Origin of the sequence: Pantoea hericii, assembly GCF_014155795.1 — a bacterium.
GTDB lineage: Bacteria > Pseudomonadota > Gammaproteobacteria > Enterobacterales > Enterobacteriaceae > Pantoea > Pantoea eucalypti.
This window is the reverse complement of sequence record NZ_SCKV01000006.1, coordinates 133,879-152,400: the sequence shown is the minus strand read 5'-3', so window position 1 is coordinate 152,400 and position 18,522 is coordinate 133,879. Positions and strand designations below refer to the sequence as shown.

The 18,522-nt window shown below is 53.9% G+C and carries 19 protein-coding genes, 3 tRNA genes and 2 pseudogenes; 6 read left to right on the top strand and 18 right to left on the bottom strand.

Annotated elements, in window-relative coordinates:
• Positions 1-6: 6 nt before the first annotated feature.
• From H7K52_RS14665 to H7K52_RS14630, 8 genes are all read right to left on the bottom strand, one after another.
• A complete protein-coding gene (locus H7K52_RS14665) occupies positions 7-264 on the bottom strand; it encodes a phosphopantetheine-binding protein (RefSeq protein WP_003849953.1) in 258 nt (85 codons plus the stop codon).
• Positions 265-277: 13 nt separating this feature from the next.
• On the bottom strand, positions 278-1,078 hold the full coding sequence (locus tag H7K52_RS14660; protein WP_003849954.1) for a lysophospholipid acyltransferase family protein: 801 nt from the start codon (positions 1,076-1,078) through the stop codon (positions 278-280).
• Positions 1,071-1,802: a beta-ketoacyl synthase chain length factor gene (locus tag H7K52_RS14655; protein ID WP_003849956.1), complete on the bottom strand. Its 732-nt coding sequence runs from the start codon at positions 1,800-1,802 to the stop codon at positions 1,071-1,073. Before H7K52_RS14655 ends, H7K52_RS14660 begins: the two co-directional genes overlap by 8 nt.
• Before the next feature lie 228 nt (positions 1,803-2,030).
• Positions 2,031-2,297 carry a hypothetical protein gene (locus H7K52_RS14650; protein WP_008925902.1) on the bottom strand — a complete coding sequence of 89 codons (267 nt, stop codon included), beginning with the start codon at positions 2,295-2,297 and terminating at the stop codon, positions 2,031-2,033.
• A 389-nt stretch (positions 2,298-2,686) separates the two neighbouring features.
• The gene (locus tag H7K52_RS14645) at positions 2,687-4,069 is read right to left on the bottom strand and encodes an efflux transporter outer membrane subunit (RefSeq protein WP_182630196.1); all 1,383 of its coding nucleotides are present in this window, start codon (positions 4,067-4,069) and stop codon (positions 2,687-2,689) included.
• Positions 4,069-5,163, bottom strand: a complete 1,095-nt coding sequence (locus H7K52_RS14640; protein WP_003849960.1) for an HlyD family secretion protein — start codon at positions 5,161-5,163, stop codon at positions 4,069-4,071. Before H7K52_RS14640 ends, H7K52_RS14645 begins: the two co-directional genes overlap by 1 nt.
• Complete coding sequence (locus tag H7K52_RS14635; protein ID WP_003849962.1) at positions 5,160-6,845, bottom strand: MFS transporter; 1,686 nt, start codon at positions 6,843-6,845, stop codon at positions 5,160-5,162. The genes H7K52_RS14640 and H7K52_RS14635 overlap by 4 nt, the downstream gene beginning before the upstream one ends.
• 2 nt (positions 6,846-6,847) lie before the next feature.
• Entirely contained in the window at positions 6,848-7,279 is a 432-nt protein-coding gene (locus tag H7K52_RS14630; protein WP_003849964.1) for a MarR family winged helix-turn-helix transcriptional regulator, read from the bottom strand.
• A gap of 145 nt (positions 7,280-7,424) precedes the next feature.
• Between H7K52_RS14630 and H7K52_RS14625 the strand changes: the two are divergent.
• The 4 genes and pseudogenes from H7K52_RS14625 to H7K52_RS14615 form a co-directional block, all read left to right on the top strand.
• Positions 7,425-8,107, top strand: a pseudogene (locus H7K52_RS14625) (AraC family ligand binding domain-containing protein); the annotation flags it as partial.
• Positions 8,096-8,179 (top strand): annotated as a pseudogene (locus tag H7K52_RS19020) (DUF2000 domain-containing protein); the annotation flags it as partial. The pseudogenes H7K52_RS14625 and H7K52_RS19020, both read left to right, overlap by 12 nt.
• Before the next feature lie 392 nt (positions 8,180-8,571).
• Positions 8,572-8,832 (top strand): biofilm/acid-resistance regulator YmgB/AriR, encoded by a 261-nt coding sequence (locus H7K52_RS14620; RefSeq protein ID WP_003849968.1) that lies wholly within the window; start codon positions 8,572-8,574, stop codon positions 8,830-8,832.
• 137 nt (positions 8,833-8,969) lie between these two features.
• Complete coding sequence (locus H7K52_RS14615) at positions 8,970-10,475, top strand: SulP family inorganic anion transporter (protein ID WP_003849970.1); 1,506 nt, start codon at positions 8,970-8,972, stop codon at positions 10,473-10,475.
• A 35-nt stretch (positions 10,476-10,510) separates the two neighbouring features.
• Here the strand turns inward: H7K52_RS14615 and H7K52_RS14610 are convergent, their stop codons facing one another.
• Positions 10,511-10,711 (bottom strand): DUF6404 family protein, encoded by a 201-nt coding sequence (locus H7K52_RS14610; RefSeq protein ID WP_003849972.1) that lies wholly within the window; start codon positions 10,709-10,711, stop codon positions 10,511-10,513.
• Positions 10,712-10,904: 193 nt separating this feature from the next.
• On the opposite strand from H7K52_RS14610, the gene H7K52_RS14605 reads away from it, so the two are divergent.
• Positions 10,905-11,099, top strand: a complete 195-nt coding sequence (locus H7K52_RS14605; RefSeq protein ID WP_182630167.1) for a hypothetical protein — start codon at positions 10,905-10,907, stop codon at positions 11,097-11,099.
• Between the two features lie 31 nt (positions 11,100-11,130).
• Here the strand turns inward: H7K52_RS14605 and H7K52_RS14600 are convergent, their stop codons facing one another.
• From H7K52_RS14600 to uvrY, 7 genes are all read right to left on the bottom strand, one after another.
• Positions 11,131-11,976, bottom strand: a complete 846-nt coding sequence (locus tag H7K52_RS14600) for a substrate-binding domain-containing protein (protein ID WP_182630166.1) — start codon at positions 11,974-11,976, stop codon at positions 11,131-11,133.
• A gap of 301 nt (positions 11,977-12,277) precedes the next feature.
• Positions 12,278-12,364 (bottom strand) — tRNA-Leu (locus tag H7K52_RS14595).
• 10 nt (positions 12,365-12,374) lie between these two features.
• Positions 12,375-12,448, bottom strand: a tRNA-Cys gene (locus tag H7K52_RS14590).
• Between the two features lie 40 nt (positions 12,449-12,488).
• Positions 12,489-12,564 (bottom strand) — tRNA-Gly (locus tag H7K52_RS14585).
• A 152-nt stretch (positions 12,565-12,716) separates the two neighbouring features.
• On the bottom strand, positions 12,717-13,265 hold the full coding sequence (gene pgsA, locus H7K52_RS14580) for a CDP-diacylglycerol--glycerol-3-phosphate 3-phosphatidyltransferase (protein ID WP_008925896.1): 549 nt from the start codon (positions 13,263-13,265) through the stop codon (positions 12,717-12,719).
• A gap of 69 nt (positions 13,266-13,334) precedes the next feature.
• On the bottom strand, positions 13,335-15,167 hold the full coding sequence (gene uvrC, locus H7K52_RS14575) for an excinuclease ABC subunit UvrC (protein WP_008925895.1): 1,833 nt from the start codon (positions 15,165-15,167) through the stop codon (positions 13,335-13,337).
• The gene (uvrY, locus tag H7K52_RS14570) at positions 15,160-15,819 is read right to left on the bottom strand and encodes a UvrY/SirA/GacA family response regulator transcription factor (protein ID WP_039660975.1); all 660 of its coding nucleotides are present in this window, start codon (positions 15,817-15,819) and stop codon (positions 15,160-15,162) included. Before uvrY ends, uvrC begins: the two co-directional genes overlap by 8 nt.
• A gap of 431 nt (positions 15,820-16,250) precedes the next feature.
• Between uvrY and H7K52_RS14565 the strand changes: the two genes are divergently transcribed.
• Positions 16,251-16,475, top strand: a complete 225-nt coding sequence (locus tag H7K52_RS14565; protein WP_003849983.1) for a DUF2594 family protein — start codon at positions 16,251-16,253, stop codon at positions 16,473-16,475.
• Between the two features lie 32 nt (positions 16,476-16,507).
• On the opposite strand, the gene H7K52_RS14560 is transcribed toward H7K52_RS14565, so the two are convergent.
• The gene (locus tag H7K52_RS14560; RefSeq protein WP_003849985.1) at positions 16,508-17,119 is read right to left on the bottom strand and encodes an acyl-homoserine-lactone synthase; all 612 of its coding nucleotides are present in this window, start codon (positions 17,117-17,119) and stop codon (positions 16,508-16,510) included.
• A 122-nt stretch (positions 17,120-17,241) separates the two neighbouring features.
• Positions 17,242-17,964: an autoinducer binding domain-containing protein gene (sdiA, locus tag H7K52_RS14555; protein WP_003849987.1), complete on the bottom strand. Its 723-nt coding sequence runs from the start codon at positions 17,962-17,964 to the stop codon at positions 17,242-17,244.
• Positions 17,965-18,522: the final 558 nt, after the last annotated feature.

Genomic DNA, 18,522 nt, shown 5'->3' with positions numbered 1-18,522 from the left:
CCGCTTTCAGCCGCGCTGTTGGTTGACGAACGCGGCCAGCGTCGCGACAGAGAAGAAGTGGGCACGCAGGGTTTCACTTTCCGCAGAGAGCGTCACGCCGTAGCGATTTTTCACTGCCAGGCCAAGTTCCAGTGCATCAATTGAGTCCAGCCCCAGCCCGTCGCCAAACAGGGCAGCGTCAGTCTCAATATCATCAGGGCTGAGATCTTCAAGGTTCAGCGTGTCGATAATCATCTGTTTGATATCGTTAATTAATGAATCCATACCGGTTTTCGTCTTACCTGTTCTGGGGGACCAGCGCCTGCTCTAAGTGGCGGGTCAGGCGACGCGCGGCCAGTGGCTGCGCATCGGGATTGCTTTCACAAAACGACTGACTGTCGATTCGTGACTTTACTCGCACGGTAAACAGCGGTTTAACCGGCGGAATCTGATACCAGCGGCTCTGTTTATCAAGCATACGCTGGCTGCAGGTGATGTGAACCACGCGCAGATCGCATCCGGCGCGCACCGCAATATTGGCGGCTCCGCGCTGCAGAGTCAGCGGCTGACCGTAACGGGTACGGGTGCCTTCCGGAAAAATCAGGATATTGTCGCCGCGCGCCAGTCTCTGCTGACTGTCCGGCAGCAGCGTCTCCGCTTCACTGTTGATCAGATAATCGGCGGCGCGAATCACCCCACGTATAAAGGGATTTTTTTGCAGATCGGCCTTTACCAGACAATCCATCTCTGGCAGTACCGACGCGATCATCACGTAGTCGATCAGTGACGGATGATTAGCGACAATCAGGCATCCGCGATCCTGTTGCAACAGCTCTGCGCCTTCAATGCGGTAGTCGTAAACGCCGGTCATCCGGCAGAAACGCAGAAAGCAGCGGAAGCTAAAGGCGATAGCGCGTCGGGCCAGCAGCCGGCGGCGCAGAGAATCGCGCTGGATCAGGAGTAGCAGGTTGAAGCCAATCAGTGACAGCAGCAGTCCGCCCAGCCCAAACAGCGTAAAATTGACGGCCGTCATCACCAGTCGCCAGCAGTAGTTAAGGCGGCTGCCTGAGTGCTGAGCGGGTTGTGAGCAATCAGCCATGACTTCTCTCCCAGTGCCATGTCAGGCGTTCGCCTGCCAGGCTGAAGGTGGGCGAAGCCGCCAGCCATTGCTGCAGAAAACGCAGGCTCTGCGGTAACAGCGTTTCTGCCCTCTTCTCTTCGCCTTTACAGCCAGTGCAATACAGTTGTTCGCCCGCACGCAGCAGCAGTGCCACCGCATAAGGAAAATTCACGCGCTGATCCGCCAGCCACGGCAGATAATAGTCCGGCACGATGCCGTCGAAGTCGACCAGCAGCACCTGCTGATAACCCGCCTGATGCAGAGCGCTGACTTCAATCAATCCCTGCTGAAAAGAGTCCATGCCTGCCGCAATGGAGGTCGAGACCAGCGGCGCTTTTGCCGCAATGGTCAGGCTGCCAACCGCCGAATTGTGAACTGACATGGCAAAGTCTGTAGGTGACATTGACTGTTGATCTGCAAGGGTATTAAGAATACGCAGATTACGCTCCAGTTCACCGTGACGGCTGGTAAACACGATAGCGTCTGCCTTCTGCCGTGCCAGAAGCGCCAGCCCACACTCTACCGCCGCACGGCTGCCGCCGCTCAGACGACGCGACGTCATCATCGGTAAGTATTGCGGCTTTGCCATCGCCGCTAAGGGGTCGATGGCCCTGCTCTGTTGCGCCCAGTCCTGCCAGGCTTCTGGCGCGCTTAAACCCGGAGCCAGTGCCTGCCAGTCGACCAGTGAGTAAGCGAGTTTCATCTCAACACTCTTTTCATCATACGTGTGGAGTCGGCGTTCATTGGATCGTCACTCCTGCCTTCTGCAAAAAAAGTGCGTACCGGAAAACCTGCCGAACCCTAATCAGGTTCTCACGGTAGAGGTTTACTCAAGGATTCATCAATAGCAGCTCATCTGATTTGTCGGCCGGCTGCCGCAGAACTTTATGCTTAGCGAGTCTGTCGACCCATTATTGCAACAGCACGCCGATCACCGGGCGGCCAGGGCCGACAGCCGCAACTGAATATCCTGATCGAGATTGGCCATCCAGTCGTTGTCGTTATTGAGGATCACACCCTGTCCCGCTCTCAGGTTTTCACTGCCGACAGACTCAATGCGGTAATTCTGTCTGGTGTAAGTAATGCGGATGGTCGCCACAACATCACGCTGGGCCAGACGACCATTGATTACACCAGGCGAAACGGGTGTCATCAGCTGTTTCCGGCCAATACCCGCCTCAATGATCGCCAGTTTCATCTGATTATCACTGTCATGCTGAGTGAGGGCCTGATTCACGTTATGAATCGGCGGCGTGCATGCGCAGCCGGTTAATCATGCAGCGACCACAGCCAGCGCAAAAATTGTTTTTTTGATCATAACGAGTCCCTTCTTTGATCTTTTTTATCAGTGAGTTAAACGTAAAAATCATCCAACACCAGCTTAACATTACGTGCATTTTTCCGGCTGGCTGGTTCAAAACCCGCGCATGATACCATCGAATGTAAAGACAGGTAAGCAGAAGTATGTATAGGTTTTGGGTGGTTATTTGAGGGATTAACGCGAGGTAAAATGCGCAGTCGCGGCGTCTGCGCAGAGGCCGATCCCGGCCGCAGAAACTCTTACTGCGGCTGGATCGGCCCGGACAGTCATTGTGTGGAGGCGGGTGCCCAGCCACCGCCCAGTGCGCGATAGAGATCGATCTGCGCCAGCAACAGATTATTTTTAACGGCCACCCGATTCAGCTGAGTTGAAAACAGGGTTCGCTGCGCATCCAGTTCATCCAGATAGGAAGCGTAGCCATTTTGATAGCGGTTGCGGGCAATGCGCAGCGCCTCGGTTACGTAAGTTTCCTGCTTTTGCAGTTCCTGAAGCTGTGCCTCACGCTGTCGGATAGCGTCCAGGGCATCATTGACTTCCGAGAAGGCGTTGCGCACCACTTTTTCATAGCCGTACAGCGCCTGATTGCGCGTTGCCATTGAGACATCAACCTGTGCCGTCAGCGCTTCACGGTTCAGCAACGGTGCCAGAATGCTGCCGCCCACGCTCCAGAGCCGGAATGGATTGTCTGCGAGCTGGTGCAGCACCGAACTCTGCAGGGTGCCGGTGGCAGTGAGGTTCAGCCCTGGCAGCAGCTTAGCGCGCGATGAGGCAAGGCTGGCATCTGCGGCCAGTAACTGACGCTGCGCCTGCACAATATCCGGGCGGCGATTAAGCAGTTCGGACGGCAGCAGCGACGGCATCTGCTGCGGTAGAATCTGGTCAAACTGCTGACGACGGGCAATGCTACGCGGGTTCATGCCCACCAGGATGCTCAGCGCATTCTCCTGCTGCGCGATCTGATGCTGCAGCTGCGGTATCTGTGCTTTCGCCGACTGATATTCAGAAGCGGCCTGCATCCACTCCAGCTTTGAGGTGTAGCCGCTCTCAAACTGACGCTGGGCCAGCTTCAGTGAATTGTTGCGGGTCGCCAGCGTCGCCTCGGTGACCCGTAGCTGTTCATCCAGCGCGCACAGGTTGAGATAACCCGATGCCACTGAGCTGGCAATGGTCAGCTCTGCAGCAGACGCGGCGGCCTGCTGCGCCGCTAAGCTTGCCTGCGACGCCGAGACGCTGTTGCTACGCGCTCCCCAGAGATCAACCTCGTAATTTGCCTGTAACAACCCCTGAAAAACATCGGTTTCATACGGCTGGCCCGTCACTGACGAGAGCGTTCGCTCACGGGTCGCCGCTACGCCGGCGCTGAGGGTCGGAAATTCATCACCCTGCGTGGCGCGCAGCTGGGCGCGATACTGATCAACCCGGGAATGCGCGGTGAGAATATCAGGATTGTTGCGCAGCGCCTGTGTGACCAGCCGGTTGAGATACGCATCATGAAACGCGCGCCACCACTCCGCTTCCGGCGCAGCAGCAGGCCCGACACTGTTGCGCCAGGCGGCGGGGATCGGCAGAGAGGACGGTGCCTTTTCAACCTGCGTGGCGCAGCCGGTCAGCGCCAGCATCAGCGCACTTACCAGTAAGCCGCGACGCATCATTGTGCGCCCTCATCGGCGGCCTGGGCTGCGGTATCGATATCGACTTCAACCGACATGCCCGGGCGCAGCTGCTGCATATCCTGCTCGTTGATACGGATCCGAACCGGAATACGCTGCGCAATTTTAACGAAGTTACCCGTGGCATTGTCAGGTGAAATAGCGCTGAACTCTGAGCCGGCTGCCGGCGAGATAAATTCCACCTGCCCGTTAAAGCGTTTGCCATCCAGTGCATCGACCCGAATCGTCACCGGCAGGCCAGGCCGGATATGGGCCAGTTGAGTCTCTTTCAGGTTCGCGATGATCCATTTGTGATTGGGCACTACCGAGGTCAGGCGCGTACCGGCCGTGACATAGGCGCCGGTTCGCACTGACAGCTGACCGAGCTGGCCATCATCAGGCGCGGTAATCCGGGTATTCGCCAGATCGATCTCCGCCAGCTCCAGCGCGGCGCGGGCGCTCTCGACATCCCCCTCCAGCGCGTCGCGATTAACGATAACGGTTTGCAGGTTCTGCTGCGCGACGGCGATCTGCGCGGCAGCCTGGCGGACCTGGGCCTGGGCCTGAGCGTTTGCTGCGCGGGCGGCGTCGCGCTCACGTACCGACAGCGATCCATCCGCCGCAAGATTCTCAACGCGTTTGAGATCAAAGCCGCTTTTCAGTGCCTGCGCTTTCGCGTTTTCCAGCGCCGCTTTATTGCTCTGGATGGTCGCTTCTGCGCTGCGCCGCTGCTGCAGATTGTTTTTCAGAGCCGCCTGCTTCATCGCCAGTTGCGCCTGCGCCTGATGCACCCGCTGACGATAGATTCGATCATCAATCGTCATCAGCAACTGCCCTTTCTTCACCGGCTGCAGATCGATGACCTTTACCGAGGTGAGATAGCCATTCACCTGCGGACTGATAAAGGTCACCTGACCGCGCACATAGGCATTCTCGGTGCTTTGTATTGCGCTGGTAAAAGGCCAAAGCTGCCAGGCATACAGGATAACCAGTACGCCAATCACTACAATACCGCTGCCAGCGGCTATCGAAAGAATACGTCGACGGTTTGCACGTTCGCGTTCTGCCGCCTGAAGCTCATCCTGCTGACTCATTGTTTCTCCGTTGATTCCTGTAACGCAGCCAGCTGTTGCTGCTCACGCAGATTAAATTGTGCCTGACGCCAGTCAAGATAACGACGCCGGGTTAAACGCCAGATGACCCACATCAGAGTCACCAGAGCCAGCGCAGCGGTTAACAGATAGGTATCGTTGTAGGCGAGCACATTAGCCTGTAGCGTGGCGACCGTCTGTAACTGGGTGGTGCTCTGCGCACCGCGCAGAACGTCGTCACCCACCAGTGAATTAAATAGCGCGTTGTACTGGCTTAGCCGTTCGGTAACGTTAGGATCGAGCAGTGAGAGTTGATCGCCCAGCAGGCTGGAGTGATATTTTTCCCGCCAGACCTGGAAAGTGCCAAGGATCGCTGAGCCGATCAGTCCACCCAGGTTCTGACTCATGCCAAACAGCACCACAAAGCTCACCAGGTTTTTTGGCTGGGTCACCACGCTACCAATGCCCATCAGCATCGCCGGTGCCATGAAAAAGGCGCTGCTGAAGCCCAGCAAAAACTGGCTGAGATACATTTCGGGGCCACGGGTCAGCGGACTGGATTGCGCATCCATCAGCGAGGCGATAATCATCACCACCAGCGAGGCGACAATCGGCCAGTTGAGATGATTGGGTTTGATGGTGAGTGCGCTGCCGGCGATGCCCACGATAACCCCGGCCATGATCGCCATTGCCAGACCGCGCATTTGATCGTTCTGCAAACCCATCTGCTGCAAAAAGCCGATCGCGCCGGTGTTCTGTTCCGCCAGTACGATACGGATCATGACCATGACAATGCCAAGCCGCACCATCATGCCGCTGCTCAGCCAGCGGGTGTTAATCAGGGGGTTACGCCGGTTATGCTCAATAACAATCGCCGCGACAATCAGCGTCAGGGCAATTGCAGTACAGATTCCCAACCACGGCGTGGTGAACCACCATTCAATGCGACCCAGCGTCAGCACGCCGCACAGCAGCGCCATGCCAGGCGCCAGCAGAACGAAGGTCAGGAAATCCATCTTTTCAAAGGTTTTAATGCGATCGCCTGGTGGCAGTTTCACCAGCAGCACCCCACCCAGCGCGATCAGTGCCAGACCGAGTTCAAACAGATAAAGGCCACGCCACTCGTTGAGCTGCAGTAATTCTGACGAAAATAAGCGGGCCAGCGGAATAGCCAGCTGAGAGACCGTCAGGCCAATCACCAGCGCTTTCAGGCGATGTTTTGCGGGCCAGGCCTGAACCTGATAGTAGATGCCCAGTGAGCTGAGCGCCGCCGCCACCATGCCATGGGCGGTGCGCACAATGATCGCCGAGCTCAGGTCGTTAGCGAATAAGTGAAAGAATGCGACCAGTACATAAAGCACCAGAAAGGCTTCAGTAAAGACACGCAGGCCAAACTGCTGTCGGAATTTTACCAGCAGCAGATTTATAGAGATGTTGCCCATCACGTAGACCGCAGGTAACCACGCAATCTCATTCGACCAGGCTCCAAAGGTGCCCTGCAGATTAACCAGGTTCGCGGTGACCAGTGCGTTGCTTAACGCGCCGGTCAGCGAAATCAGTAAGCCGATCAGGCCAAATGCCAGACGCTTTGGCATGGGATGCAGCGGCGTCGAGGGCGAACCCGGCAACATCGGTTTTTCGTGCGGTAACCACTCGCGTGCTGCGTAGGGATTTCGCTTTGCCACTGCTACATGCTTCCCATTCGGCTCAGCAGTTGTTGCAGGACGCGCTCGGTGACGGCCAGATCCCCGGGATCAATATCAGCCAGCATTTCAGTACGGAGAGCATCAGCCTCGGTTTTCACTTTGGCGAAGGCTTCATTGCCTTTATCGGTCAGCACCAGGTGACGTTTACGGCGATCTTCTGGCGGTTGTACCCGCGTCAGCAGCGACTGTTTCACCAGCCGATCCACCAGCGGCACCATACTGGCATCTTCCAGCCCCAGCAATTGCGCCAGTTCGGTCTGCGTCATGCGCTGCGGCTCACTGGCAATCAGCCCGATGGCCATCCAGCTGCTCATGCTTAAGCCGCTATCTTTAAGGTGACGATCAACCGCCAGGCGCCAGGCATGGGCGGTCAGATGCAGTAAGTGGGTAAAGGTACGCGTATGCTCAGACAAATGTTAGCAGCCTAATAGTAAGATATCTAATTGAGTGGAGGCGTTATTATACGCAAAGCGAAACGCGATTGAAAAGCGTCCGGTCTGTTAAAAATTAGTGGATCGCGTCAGAATGTCCAGAGGCCGCAATCAGGAGCCGGATAACATGAATCAGGCATCAGCAAACTGGATCGATTTGCGCCGTGACGCCGTTAGCGGTATTGAGGCATTGCGCGCCCATTTCACTGGCCACGCCTGGGTTCCCCACTGGCACGACAGCTATCTTATTGGCGTGACCGAGCAAGGTGTACAGCAGTTTCATTCGCGGCGCAAACAGCATCAAAGCCGTCCCGGCACGGTTTTTATGCTGGAGCCTGAGGAGTTGCATGATGGCGATGCTATCAACCACAGCGGCTTCACCTATCGTATGCTCTATCTTTCACCGCAACAGATTGCGCAGCAGCTTACGCCTAATCAGGCTGATGACCCCTTGCCGCGTGAACTCCGCTTTGCAACCACACTGCGCGACGACCGCCCATTGGCTTATGCTGTCTGGCACGCGTTTGATGCACTGTGGTACAACCATCCCGCGATCATCAAAGAGGCGGCGATGGATCGGATGTTCAGTCAGCTCACCTCGCACCGGCAATGGTCACTGCCCGCTCAGCCCGTCGATAAAGATGCCAGGCTGGCTTTGCAGGCGCGTGACTGGCTGATTGCCCATCATGCGGAAATCCCGGCCTGCTGCAGATGGCGCAGCAGCTGCAGGTGGATCGCTTCCGGTTATCACGCCTGTTCCAGACGCACTGGGGTTTGCCGCCTCACGCCTGGCTGGTGCAATGGCGGCTGCTGGGCATTGCCATCGTCGGCGATAAAAAAAACCTGCGTAAGCTGACGGCTAAACTGGTGTTGTTCAGCTAATTTGTTCCCGGGAAGCTGGCCACGGCTTCCCGGCTTTTTCCACCCGGTTCGCCAATCCCGCCATCTGTATAGGTTATTTGTACAACTTTTGTGTCGGAATAATCCTTATAACTCCTTGATAAGTTGTGAATGGCACATTTTGCTAAAGAATTCGATTTTACAGATAGTTATTCATTGTATAAGTTTACTGCCACGAGTTGTATGCGACTCTGTAACGAATGATGCATTTGCGTCGCCTCTGAAGGTGTCAGTGGATTTCCACCTTCAGAGGTTAATTTTTGTTTGCTCAATTTGTGGCACTGGTACCATCGCATCTGTCCATGCGGTGGTTTTTTTGATCGCTTTTGTCCTGACATCCGAACCGGAATCGGGCTGTTCTGAAGGGCTTACACATGCAATATATTATTCCCCGGACCAATCAGGAAATCGCTGATTATTTTAACCCTGCGGCCAACAAGCCAGCCAGCGAGATGGAAATGCTGGGTATCCTGATTGCAGAAATTTTGCAGTCAGGCATGCCAGTGAATAATAAAGCCATTATTTCCAAACTCATTCATCGGCTTGAACTGGAAAGTGACAGGGAAATGCTGGATAGCTACCGCCAGCTGCTCGACCTCGTGGTCCACAAGACCCCGGATGATTTTTCGCTGTAAGACTGACTCCATGGAGGGAGTTCCCCCCTTTTTCTGGCATCTTTGCCAATCGCCCGGTACTATCTGCCCCTCACCATGAGCCTGATCTTCCCGCCCCTCGCGCGGGAGCAAAACAACTAAAGAGCCTGCAGACCTTTATGACTCAAACCAATGATGTTGCCGCAACCGACGTTGTGGCGGGCGATATCAGTGTGGGGCGCGTTCTGCGTTCGCCTGCGCTGCTGACCCGCGAATGCCTTGCCGGAGTAATTACCGCGCTGGCATTAATCCCTGAAGTGATCTCCTTTTCCGTTATTGCCGGTGTAGACCCTAAAGTGAGTCTCATCGCCTCGGTCGTGCTCTGCCTGACCCTGTCGATACTCGGCGGACGCCCGGCGATGGTTACGGCGGCTGCCGGTTCTGTCGCACTGGTTATCGGACCGATGGTTCATCTGCACGGTGTTGAATATATTCTTCCCGCGGTAGTCATGGGCGGCGTGATTCAGATTCTGTTTGGCGTGGCCGGTCTGGCACGCATGATGCGCTACATCCCCCGCTCGGTGATGCTGGGATTTGTGAATGCGCTGGGCGTGCTGATTTTCTTTGCTCAGGTGCCGCACGTATGGGGCCAGTCATCACTGGTGTGGATCTTCTTTGCCGCGACCCTGGCAATCGTGCTGTTGTTACCGCGTCTGTTAAAGAGTGTTCCTTCTCCGCTGGTTGCCATTGTAGTGGTGACGGGCGTCGCGCTATTAATGGGCTATCGCATGCCGAACGTGGGCGATGAAGGACCGATGAGTCCTGGCCTGCCCGGTTTTAACAGCCTGCTGGTACCGCTTAACCTGCAGACTCTGCAGATTATCTGGCCCACCGCACTGAGTATCGCCTTTGTCGGGCTGATGGAGTCGCTGCTGACCGCCAAACTGGTCGATGACCTGACTGATACCCCTTCCAGTAAGCGCCGCGAATCCTGGGGTCTGGGTGTGGCAAATATCCTTGCGGGATTTTATGGCGGTATCGCCGGATGCGCGATGATAGGTCAGACTATCGTCAACGTTGAGCTGGGCCGTGCGCGCAGCCGCGTTTCAACCGTGGCCGCGGGTCTGGTGCTGCTGCTGCTGGTGACCGGACTGAGCCGGATAATGGCGCAAATTCCGATGGTAGTATTGGCCGGTATCATGATGGTGGTGGCAGTGAAAACCGTTAACTGGCATAGCCTGCAGCCCAATACACTGAAACGTATGCCGTGGTCAGAGACGCTGATTATGGTGCTGACAGTGGCGGTAACGGTCTGGACAGGAAATCTGGCACTGGGCGTGCTCGCTGGAGTAATCCTGGCGATGCTGCTGTTTGCCCGCCGTATTGCACATGTCATTCATGCTGAACGTCAGCTGAGTGAAGATGGTGAGTCAGTACGCTATGAGGTACGTGGTCCGCTGTTCTTTGCCAGCAGCAACGATCTGTTTGAGCATTTTGATTATGCGCATGACCCGAAAAAAGTGACGATTGACTTAACGCACGCGCAGATCTGGGATGCATCCAGCGTCGCAGCGCTGGATGGTATTGAATATCGCTATCAGCGTTATGGTGCAGAAGTGACGATTGAAGGGCTGGATCCGCGCAGCACTGATTTCCATCAGCGCCTTACCGGTAATTTCGGATAAATAGCTCCATTCTGCTGCCTCTCCGGCAGCAGACTTTACTCTGCCTGTTGCCGCCGCGCCCGATAGCGGCCAACCATAGTAATCAGCGCCTGATAGATTAAACCAGCATAAAGACTTGTCAGAATCGCCAGGCCTGGCTCTTTACCCTGCTGATGCCATGACATAAACCACATGAATACGCCCCACAGTACAGAGAACACCAGCCATCCGCGGACGAACTTCATAATGCCATTCATAACGACTCCTCTTAAATAATGAACCACCTTAACCTGCTTCGGCCCAAAAAGCATCGCCCGTTTATTCGGGTTGAGAGACGTCTCATATAATCGCCACAAATTCTCTCTCTGGCTCGGACATGTTACCTCGTCCAGGTAATTTTACGGCGATTCTCTATACTCTACGTTCCGCTTACCTGATCAGGGAATTACGATGAAACGTATTGCTTACCTGTTATCGATGCTGGCTATACTTGCGACACTCACTGCCTGTGCACCACCACCGCCGGGCAGAGATGCACCACCGCCACCACCGCCAGGCAAAGAGGCCCCACCATCCCCTCCGGGCGGGCAGCAGCCGGTTGGCGCACCAGGCGGTGTTGGCCCGGCAGGACAACCGCAGGGATAGTCTGTTTCAGCCAGTCTGCGTTGCAGGCTGGCTAATGCCGAAAGGCGCAGCCGCAGGCTGACATTTCTCCTGGCGCAATTTTGCCAAAATGGGAGTGGCGCCGCGCTAATTGCCCCTGCACTTGACTGCTGACTGCGTGCTGCCCCAACCAGCGATCTAACGCGTTGCCCATAATTTGCCTGATATCAGGTGACCAGCTGGTAAGATGCCAGGTAGAGCTTCGGGCTTCCTCACTGTCTCCAAATCCCGCCACCGCAATGTGGGCACCCTGACCAAAATCGCGGATTGCCTGTATCGCACCAAAGGCCATCAGATCGCTTTCACAGAAGAGTGCCTGAATACGATCGGCGGCACGGGTCTTTTTCAAATAATCCATCATTGCCTGATACGCGCCGCCACGGTCATCTGCCTCTGAAGTCAGCACAGCATTCAGCACCCTGCCCGCCGCCTGTAGTGCCGTGCTATAGCCCTGCTTTTGCGCACTTTCAACAGGCTGGCTTTGCATAAAGCCAAACCGCTGATGCCCTTCCGCGAGCAGTAATTCCGATGTTACTTCCCCTGCCCGCCGCGCATCCGCTTGCAGTTCAGGCTCCGCGTCAATCTCAAGCACCGGCAAATTGCAGGTATCTGTAATGCGGTTGCCGGGTAGCAGTATCAACCCCCGCGTCGCAAGCGGTTTCGCCTGCCGGATGAGTGCTGTCAGAGCTTCTTCGCTATCGGCACTCAACAGCACGGTGATAGCACCGCGAACATTAAGTTGCCGCGTTACCTCGTCCAGCATTTTCTGTTGATACGGATTGAGCAACTGGCTGGCGACAATACCAATAACCGGCGGTAAAGCCGAAAGGGGTGAGTCATGTTTGAAAGGTCTGGTCATTGACGTTAACGTCTCTGCAACGGCAAATAATACCCACCACTTTACGATAAACCAACCTGTTTCAACAGGTTATGAAGTTCGACTCAGGCCGCAAAAATGAATGAAATCAGATGTAATCAGGTTTGAATTGGCAAAGCAGTGACACGGATAATGAACGGTTATTCAGCACTGAGACGTGATGCCAGTTGAAAAGCATAAGGATGTGAGGTGCCAGCCATGCCAGATTCCGGGCACAAAAAAACCGCCTCTAGGGGGCGGCTTGACGACACTGCTTATCATTGATTTTATTGGTAAAGCGATATGGTGCCCGGGGCGGGACTTGAACCCGCACAGCCTTACAGCCGAGGGATTTTAAATCCCTTGTGTCTACCGATTTCACCACCCGGGCTGGGTGTAACTGGAGGCGCGTCCCGGAGTCGAACCGAGGTACACGGATTTGCAATCCGCTGCATAGCCACTCTGCCAACGCGCCTTAAACTATGATGCCGCCAGGCTAACCTGACATGCGAATCTGGAGCGGGAAACGAGACTCGAACTCGCGACCCCGACCTTGGCAAGGTCGTGCTCTACCAACTGAGCTATTCCCGCAATTTTCAGCAATCTTATCGAACCTGCTGATTTTGTTTATCTTCTGGCAGCCTGGCTGCCGTTCGATGCGATGCATTCTACTTAGATGACGCAATGAGTCAATAAAATTATCCTCACAGACCATCCGTTTGCTGCTTTTTAAATCGTATCGATCACGGTTCGAGCAAATCACCGCGCGCCGCGCTTAAATACTGGAACATCGACCAGAAAGTCAGCACTGCAGCAATGTATAACGCCACCACGCCAATCGCTACAACGGTGGCATCTGGGCGCCACAGCAGTGCGAAGAGAGACAACATTTGCGCAGTCGTTTTGACTTTACCAATCCAGGAGACAGAAACACTACTGCGCTTGCCAATCTCCGCCATCCATTCACGCAGCGCAGAGATAATGATCTCGCGGGCAATCATGGTTGCCGCTGGCAGAGTAATCCACCATGCGTGAAAATGTTCTGCCACCAGCACCAGCGCTATCGCGACCAGCACTTTATCAGCAACCGGATCGAGGAATGCGCCAAAGCGCGTCGTCTGCTTCCAGCGGCGCGCCAGAAAGCCATCAAACCAGTCGGTAACAGCAGCAAAAATAAAGATCAGTGCAGTAGCCAGCGGCGCCCAAATGAACGGCAGATAGAAAGCCAGCACAAAGAACGGGATGAGCACGACTCGAAACAGGGTGAGACACGTCGGGATGTTTAATTGCATATGCCGGTAACTGTCTGGATATAGGTAGAATTTAACCTATGTTCCTACATTGCCCCCCCCGTTTCAATGTTAGTGTTTCAAGGAATAGTATATTTTTTCTGCCAGCGCATGCGAGATGCCTGGTACATTTGCGATCTCTTCCACCGAGGCATTCATTAACGGTTGCAGGCCTCCCATGTACTTAAGCAGTTGCTGACGTCGTTTCGGCCCGACGCCTTCGATGCTTTCCAGTGCACTGGTGTTCTTCACTTTGGCCCGTTTTTTTCGGTGACCTGAAATTGCATGATTGTGAGCGTCATCACGAATGTGTTGAATCACATGCAGTGCAGGTGCATCAGGTGGCATCGAAACGCCCTCCCCTTCAGCCTCAAAGAACAGCGTTTCCAGACCGGCTTTACGGTCGCTGCCTTTAGCAACGCCGAGTAAAATGGGCTGGTTTTTATCCCAGGGCACATCCAGCTCGGCAAAGACCTGTATCGCCTGTGACAGCTGACCTTTACCGCCATCAATCAAAATCACGTCGGGGATCTTATCTTCTTCAATCGCTTTGCCATACCGGCGTCGCAACACCTGGTTCATGGCGGCGTAGTCATCTCCCGGCGTAATGCCGGTAATGTTGTAGCGACGATAGTCGGCACGCAGCGGACCATTCTGGTCAAACACCACGCAGGAGGCGATGGTCTGCTCACCCATGGTGTGACTGATATCAAAACACTCCATGCGTGTGATCTTGTCGAGCTCAAGAAACTCTGCCAGCGCATTCAGCCGCTGGTGGATGGTAGAGTGCTGAGACAGACGCGTGGTTAACGCTGTCGCGGCGTTGGTGCGCGCCAGCTTGAGATAGCGGGCGCGATCGCCGCGTGGCTTGCTTTGAATGTTAACCCGACGTCCCGCTAGTTCACTTAGGGACTCTGCCAGCAACTCGCGCTCTGGCAAGGTAAAGTCCAGCAGGATGTCGCCAGGCAGCGTACGTGCTTCACTGCCCTGCAGGTAGAACTGCCCGACGAAGGTCTGCACGACTTCGGCCAAATCAGTGTCCACAGGCACCTTCGGGAAGTAGCTGCGGCTGCCCAGCACTTTGCCCTGACGAATGAACAGCACGTGAAGACAGGCCATGCCCGCCTCATAAGCCACACCCATCACATCCAGGTCATCGCCCTGATTGGAGACAAACTGTTTTTCGGTGATGCGCCGCACGGCCTGAATCTGATCGCGCAGCCGGGCCGCTTCTTCGAAACGCAGGCCAATGCTCGCCTCTTCCATATGTTTAACCAGCTGGTTAAGCACCTGATCATCTTTACCGGCCAGGAACAGGCGCACATAGTCGGTCTGCTGCGCATACTCTTCCTCACTGACCAGCCCGGCAACACAGGGGCCGAGACAGCGACCAATCTGATATTGCAGACAGGGCCGGGAGCGATTGCGGTATACGCTATTTTCGCACTGGCGAATGGGGAAAACTTTTTGCAACAGTCCCAGCGTTTCACGCACCGCATAGCCGTTCGGGAACGGGCCAAAATATTCGCCTTTGGCATGCTTTGCCCCACGGTGCATCGCCAGTCGCGGATGAGTATCGCTGCTGAGAAAGATGTAGGGATACGATTTATCGTCGCGCAGCAGAACGTTATAGCGCGGCTGGTAGAGCTTGATGTAGTTATGTTCAAGCAGCAGCGCTTCGGTTTCGGTGTGGGTGACGGTGACATCGATGTGCTGGATATTGCTGACCAGCGCTTCGGTTTTTCGGCTGCCGACCTGAACGCGGAAGTAACTGGTCAGACGCTTCTTCAGGTCTTTGGCTTTGCCTACATAGATGACGGTGCCTGAGGCGTCATACATGCGGTAAACACCGGGCTTGCTGGTTACCGTACTCAAAAAGGCTTTGGAATCAAAAACGTCATTCACTACTGATTAACGGCTCCGCATTATAGAGGCCATGTCGAATGGCCAGATGCGTTAACTCTACATCGCCACTGATATTCAGCTTACTGAACATCCGATAGCGGTAACTGTTAACGGTTTTAGGACTGAGATTTAACTGCTCTGAAATTTCCGTCACCTTTTGTCCCCGGGTGATCATCAGCATAATCTGCAATTCCCTTTCCGACAAACAGCTAAAGGGGGATTCCGCTTTTTGCGGCTCAATCTGACTTAGGGCCATCTGCTGAGCGATATCTGATGCGATATATCGCTGTCCGGCATTCACCGAGCGAATTGCATTGACCACTTCCTGGGGTGCTGCCCCTTTACTGAGGTAGCCTGCTGCCCCCGCCTGCATAACTTTAGCAGGCAGCGGACTTTCCGTATGAATAGTCAGCATAATGATTTTGATATCGGGATTGTAACGCACGATTTTGCGCGTCGCCTCCAGTCCGCCGATGCCAGGCATGTTCATGTCCATCAGGATCACATCAACCTGGTTAGCACGGCACCACTTAGCCGCATCCTCACCACAGTTGGCCTCTCCGACCACGGCCAGACCTTTAACATCCTCCAGGATGCGACGGATGCCGGTACGGACAAGTTCATGGTCATCAACAAGAAGCACACTGATCAACGGGGAAACTCCAGAGGCTGAAAAAGAGGAAGCGACTAACGATTTCAAGCGATAATCATACCCGCTTTTACCTCAAAAGCACATCAACAAAGTAAAACAGTCCTGGCTTAGCCTGTTCACTTTTAGCCTGGCCCAGCCTGAGTTCTCAGACATTTCCTGAAACAGAAAGCACCGTCAAACAATCCTTAAAGTCTCACTATTTCATGACATTAACAACTGGTACTACGGTTACCCGGCGCTGCAGTGACAGGTAATATCAGGTGGAAGGCTCTCGTTGATTACTTTCTGCGATTGATTAGTTGCACTGGACAAACCTGCTGTTTCAGACGAAACGAACCGGCTGCATCAGCAACATACTGACGCTGTGATATACTCACGCACTGCTGTTCGGACAGATTGCCGACACGTTGTCATTCACCAAGGAGATACACATGAGCGATGAAGATTTTGCAACTTCGCAGGAAGCCCGGAAATTAGCGGATGAAATCGCGGGGCTGAAGATGATGATCACCCTGATCCTGAAAGGTATGGGCCAGGCTGATGCTGGAAAAGTGATTATCAACATGGAACGCTATGTACAGACGCTGGGCGACAAGCCTCAGGCGGAAGTGTTCAGCAACACCATTAAGCAGATTAAAACTGCCTACCGTCAGTAATTCTTTTGCCCCCAGTGGCGGGGGCATATACGCTAACTGTGCGCCTGCCAGTTAACGGAAACGCCCAGCGTTGGCAGTACCTCTTCCGGACTAAAACGCCTTGTTCCCCGATACTTCTCTGCCAGCGCTGGCTGTTCCACCGGAATCCTGATCGCAAACAGATTATCTTCTGACAGAATAAGTCCCGGCGTAAGCGGTTCATACACCACCCCATGCTGTTCAAACATCTTTTCCAGCATCGGCGTTGCCGAACTAATGATGTACTCCATGCCATTGAGTTCTGCCATCTGCACCGCGTGCCAGAGAATATTCAGCGGCAGTTCGGCGTCGACCTCCAGCCGGGCCGAGAAGCGCGACATTTCCCACACTCTCTCATGGCTGAAAGGCAGCACAATGCCTTCGCTCTGCTCAGGTTCAAACCAGGGCATCAGACGTGCACAGCCGCTGATTCCTTCACGCGCATTCCATGCGATCAACCAGGTCACATCTGAACGATCATAGCGATCATATTCCTGTCCTGGCGTACTCAGACGGGGCGGTATTGACCACCCTTCGCCGCGCGCAAAGACGCTGTAACGGTAGCTGCCGAGTTCGGCAAGCAACGAGGATGGCATATCCTTTAATTGCGTTTGCACTATTTTCATCATGCGCCTCTGACATCCCCATTTTTACAATGATTTCTTTGCGCCAGCCTGACACAGTCCCGGCGCAGGGTAGACAACAGACCTGTACAAAGGAACTGCCAAATGTAGCAGTTGTTTTATGTTCAAATCAGTCCGATTGCTGCTGCGTAGCAGGCAATCTGCGTTTTATTGGAAACATTGAAACGCTTTTGCATATTTTTTTGGTGAAAATTAACGGTATGTTCAGAGATGGATAAAATAAGAGAAATTTCGACCGCCGTTTTTCCTTCACCCGTCCATTTCAGAATTTCCAGCTCACGCTGACTAAACTCTTTTTTCAGTACCATCATTGCATCATCGCTAAAGCGTTCCAGCGTATCCAGGCTTAGTTCCGCTAAAAGGTGCAGTTTTACTTCAAGCTCTTCGTGGCAGAGCTTGAGAGGAATGGGCTGTTGCGATGATATAGATAATATACCAAGCGCGCGATTTGGTGCCATTGCAGAGCAAGAAAATCCGCTCTGCAGCCCATACTCTCTTGCCTCACGCCACAGATTGCCGGCACCAGCGAACATTTCTTCTGTCCACATCAACCCTCTTCCCGGTCGCTGACACAGCGAGAGTACCGGATCGACAGCGTAATAATTCTGCTTCTCATAACGTTTAACCCATAATTTGGGATAGGTGCTATGCAGATGAATACGCGGCCGGCTAAAGGGCACCGGATGCTGAATCAAAAAAGCGAAATAATCGAAACCTAATGACTCAGTAAATTGTTGCAATAATGGCTTCAAATCAGAACATGCCATTAATGCCTGAAATTGTTGTTTCACCTCACTTCGCCAGGCGAAATAATTTTCAGTACTCATAATGCCTCAACGTTAATTTCACTCGCTCTTGCGGAAATATTCATTCGGATTCATCGGATAAATTAAATTAGCATAAGTCATTTAATTCATCGTCAGGGATGAACCCGTCGCCCTGCGGGGCCAATTAACCTTTCACCTTGTGAGCGGAGTGAAAAAGCTTGCTGGCAATGGTAATGTGAGGTCGATCACAGCAATTTCTATCACCCCATGAGAATAAGATTTTTCTGATAGGATTTCAATCCCCGTTGTCGGGCATCACTTTATCATTTGCCAGTAATTTCAGATAAAGATATTCAATAACGCGTCACATCGCTGAGTAAATAACGAGTAAACAATGTGTTAAATAGCGATTATAAGCGAGACGGTAGGCCTGGTTGACTGACATATTTTTCATCAGGAAATAAGCGCGGCTTAGTTATTGTCGCCTTAAGTCCAGGCACTGGCAGCCAGTTATGTGGCTGTTTTACTCATCTTCACGACAGATTCCCGGCTTCCGGCAGGTATTCAGCAGGTCATGATGGCACATCTACCTTCATTTTTTGCCTCTCTTCGTCAGGC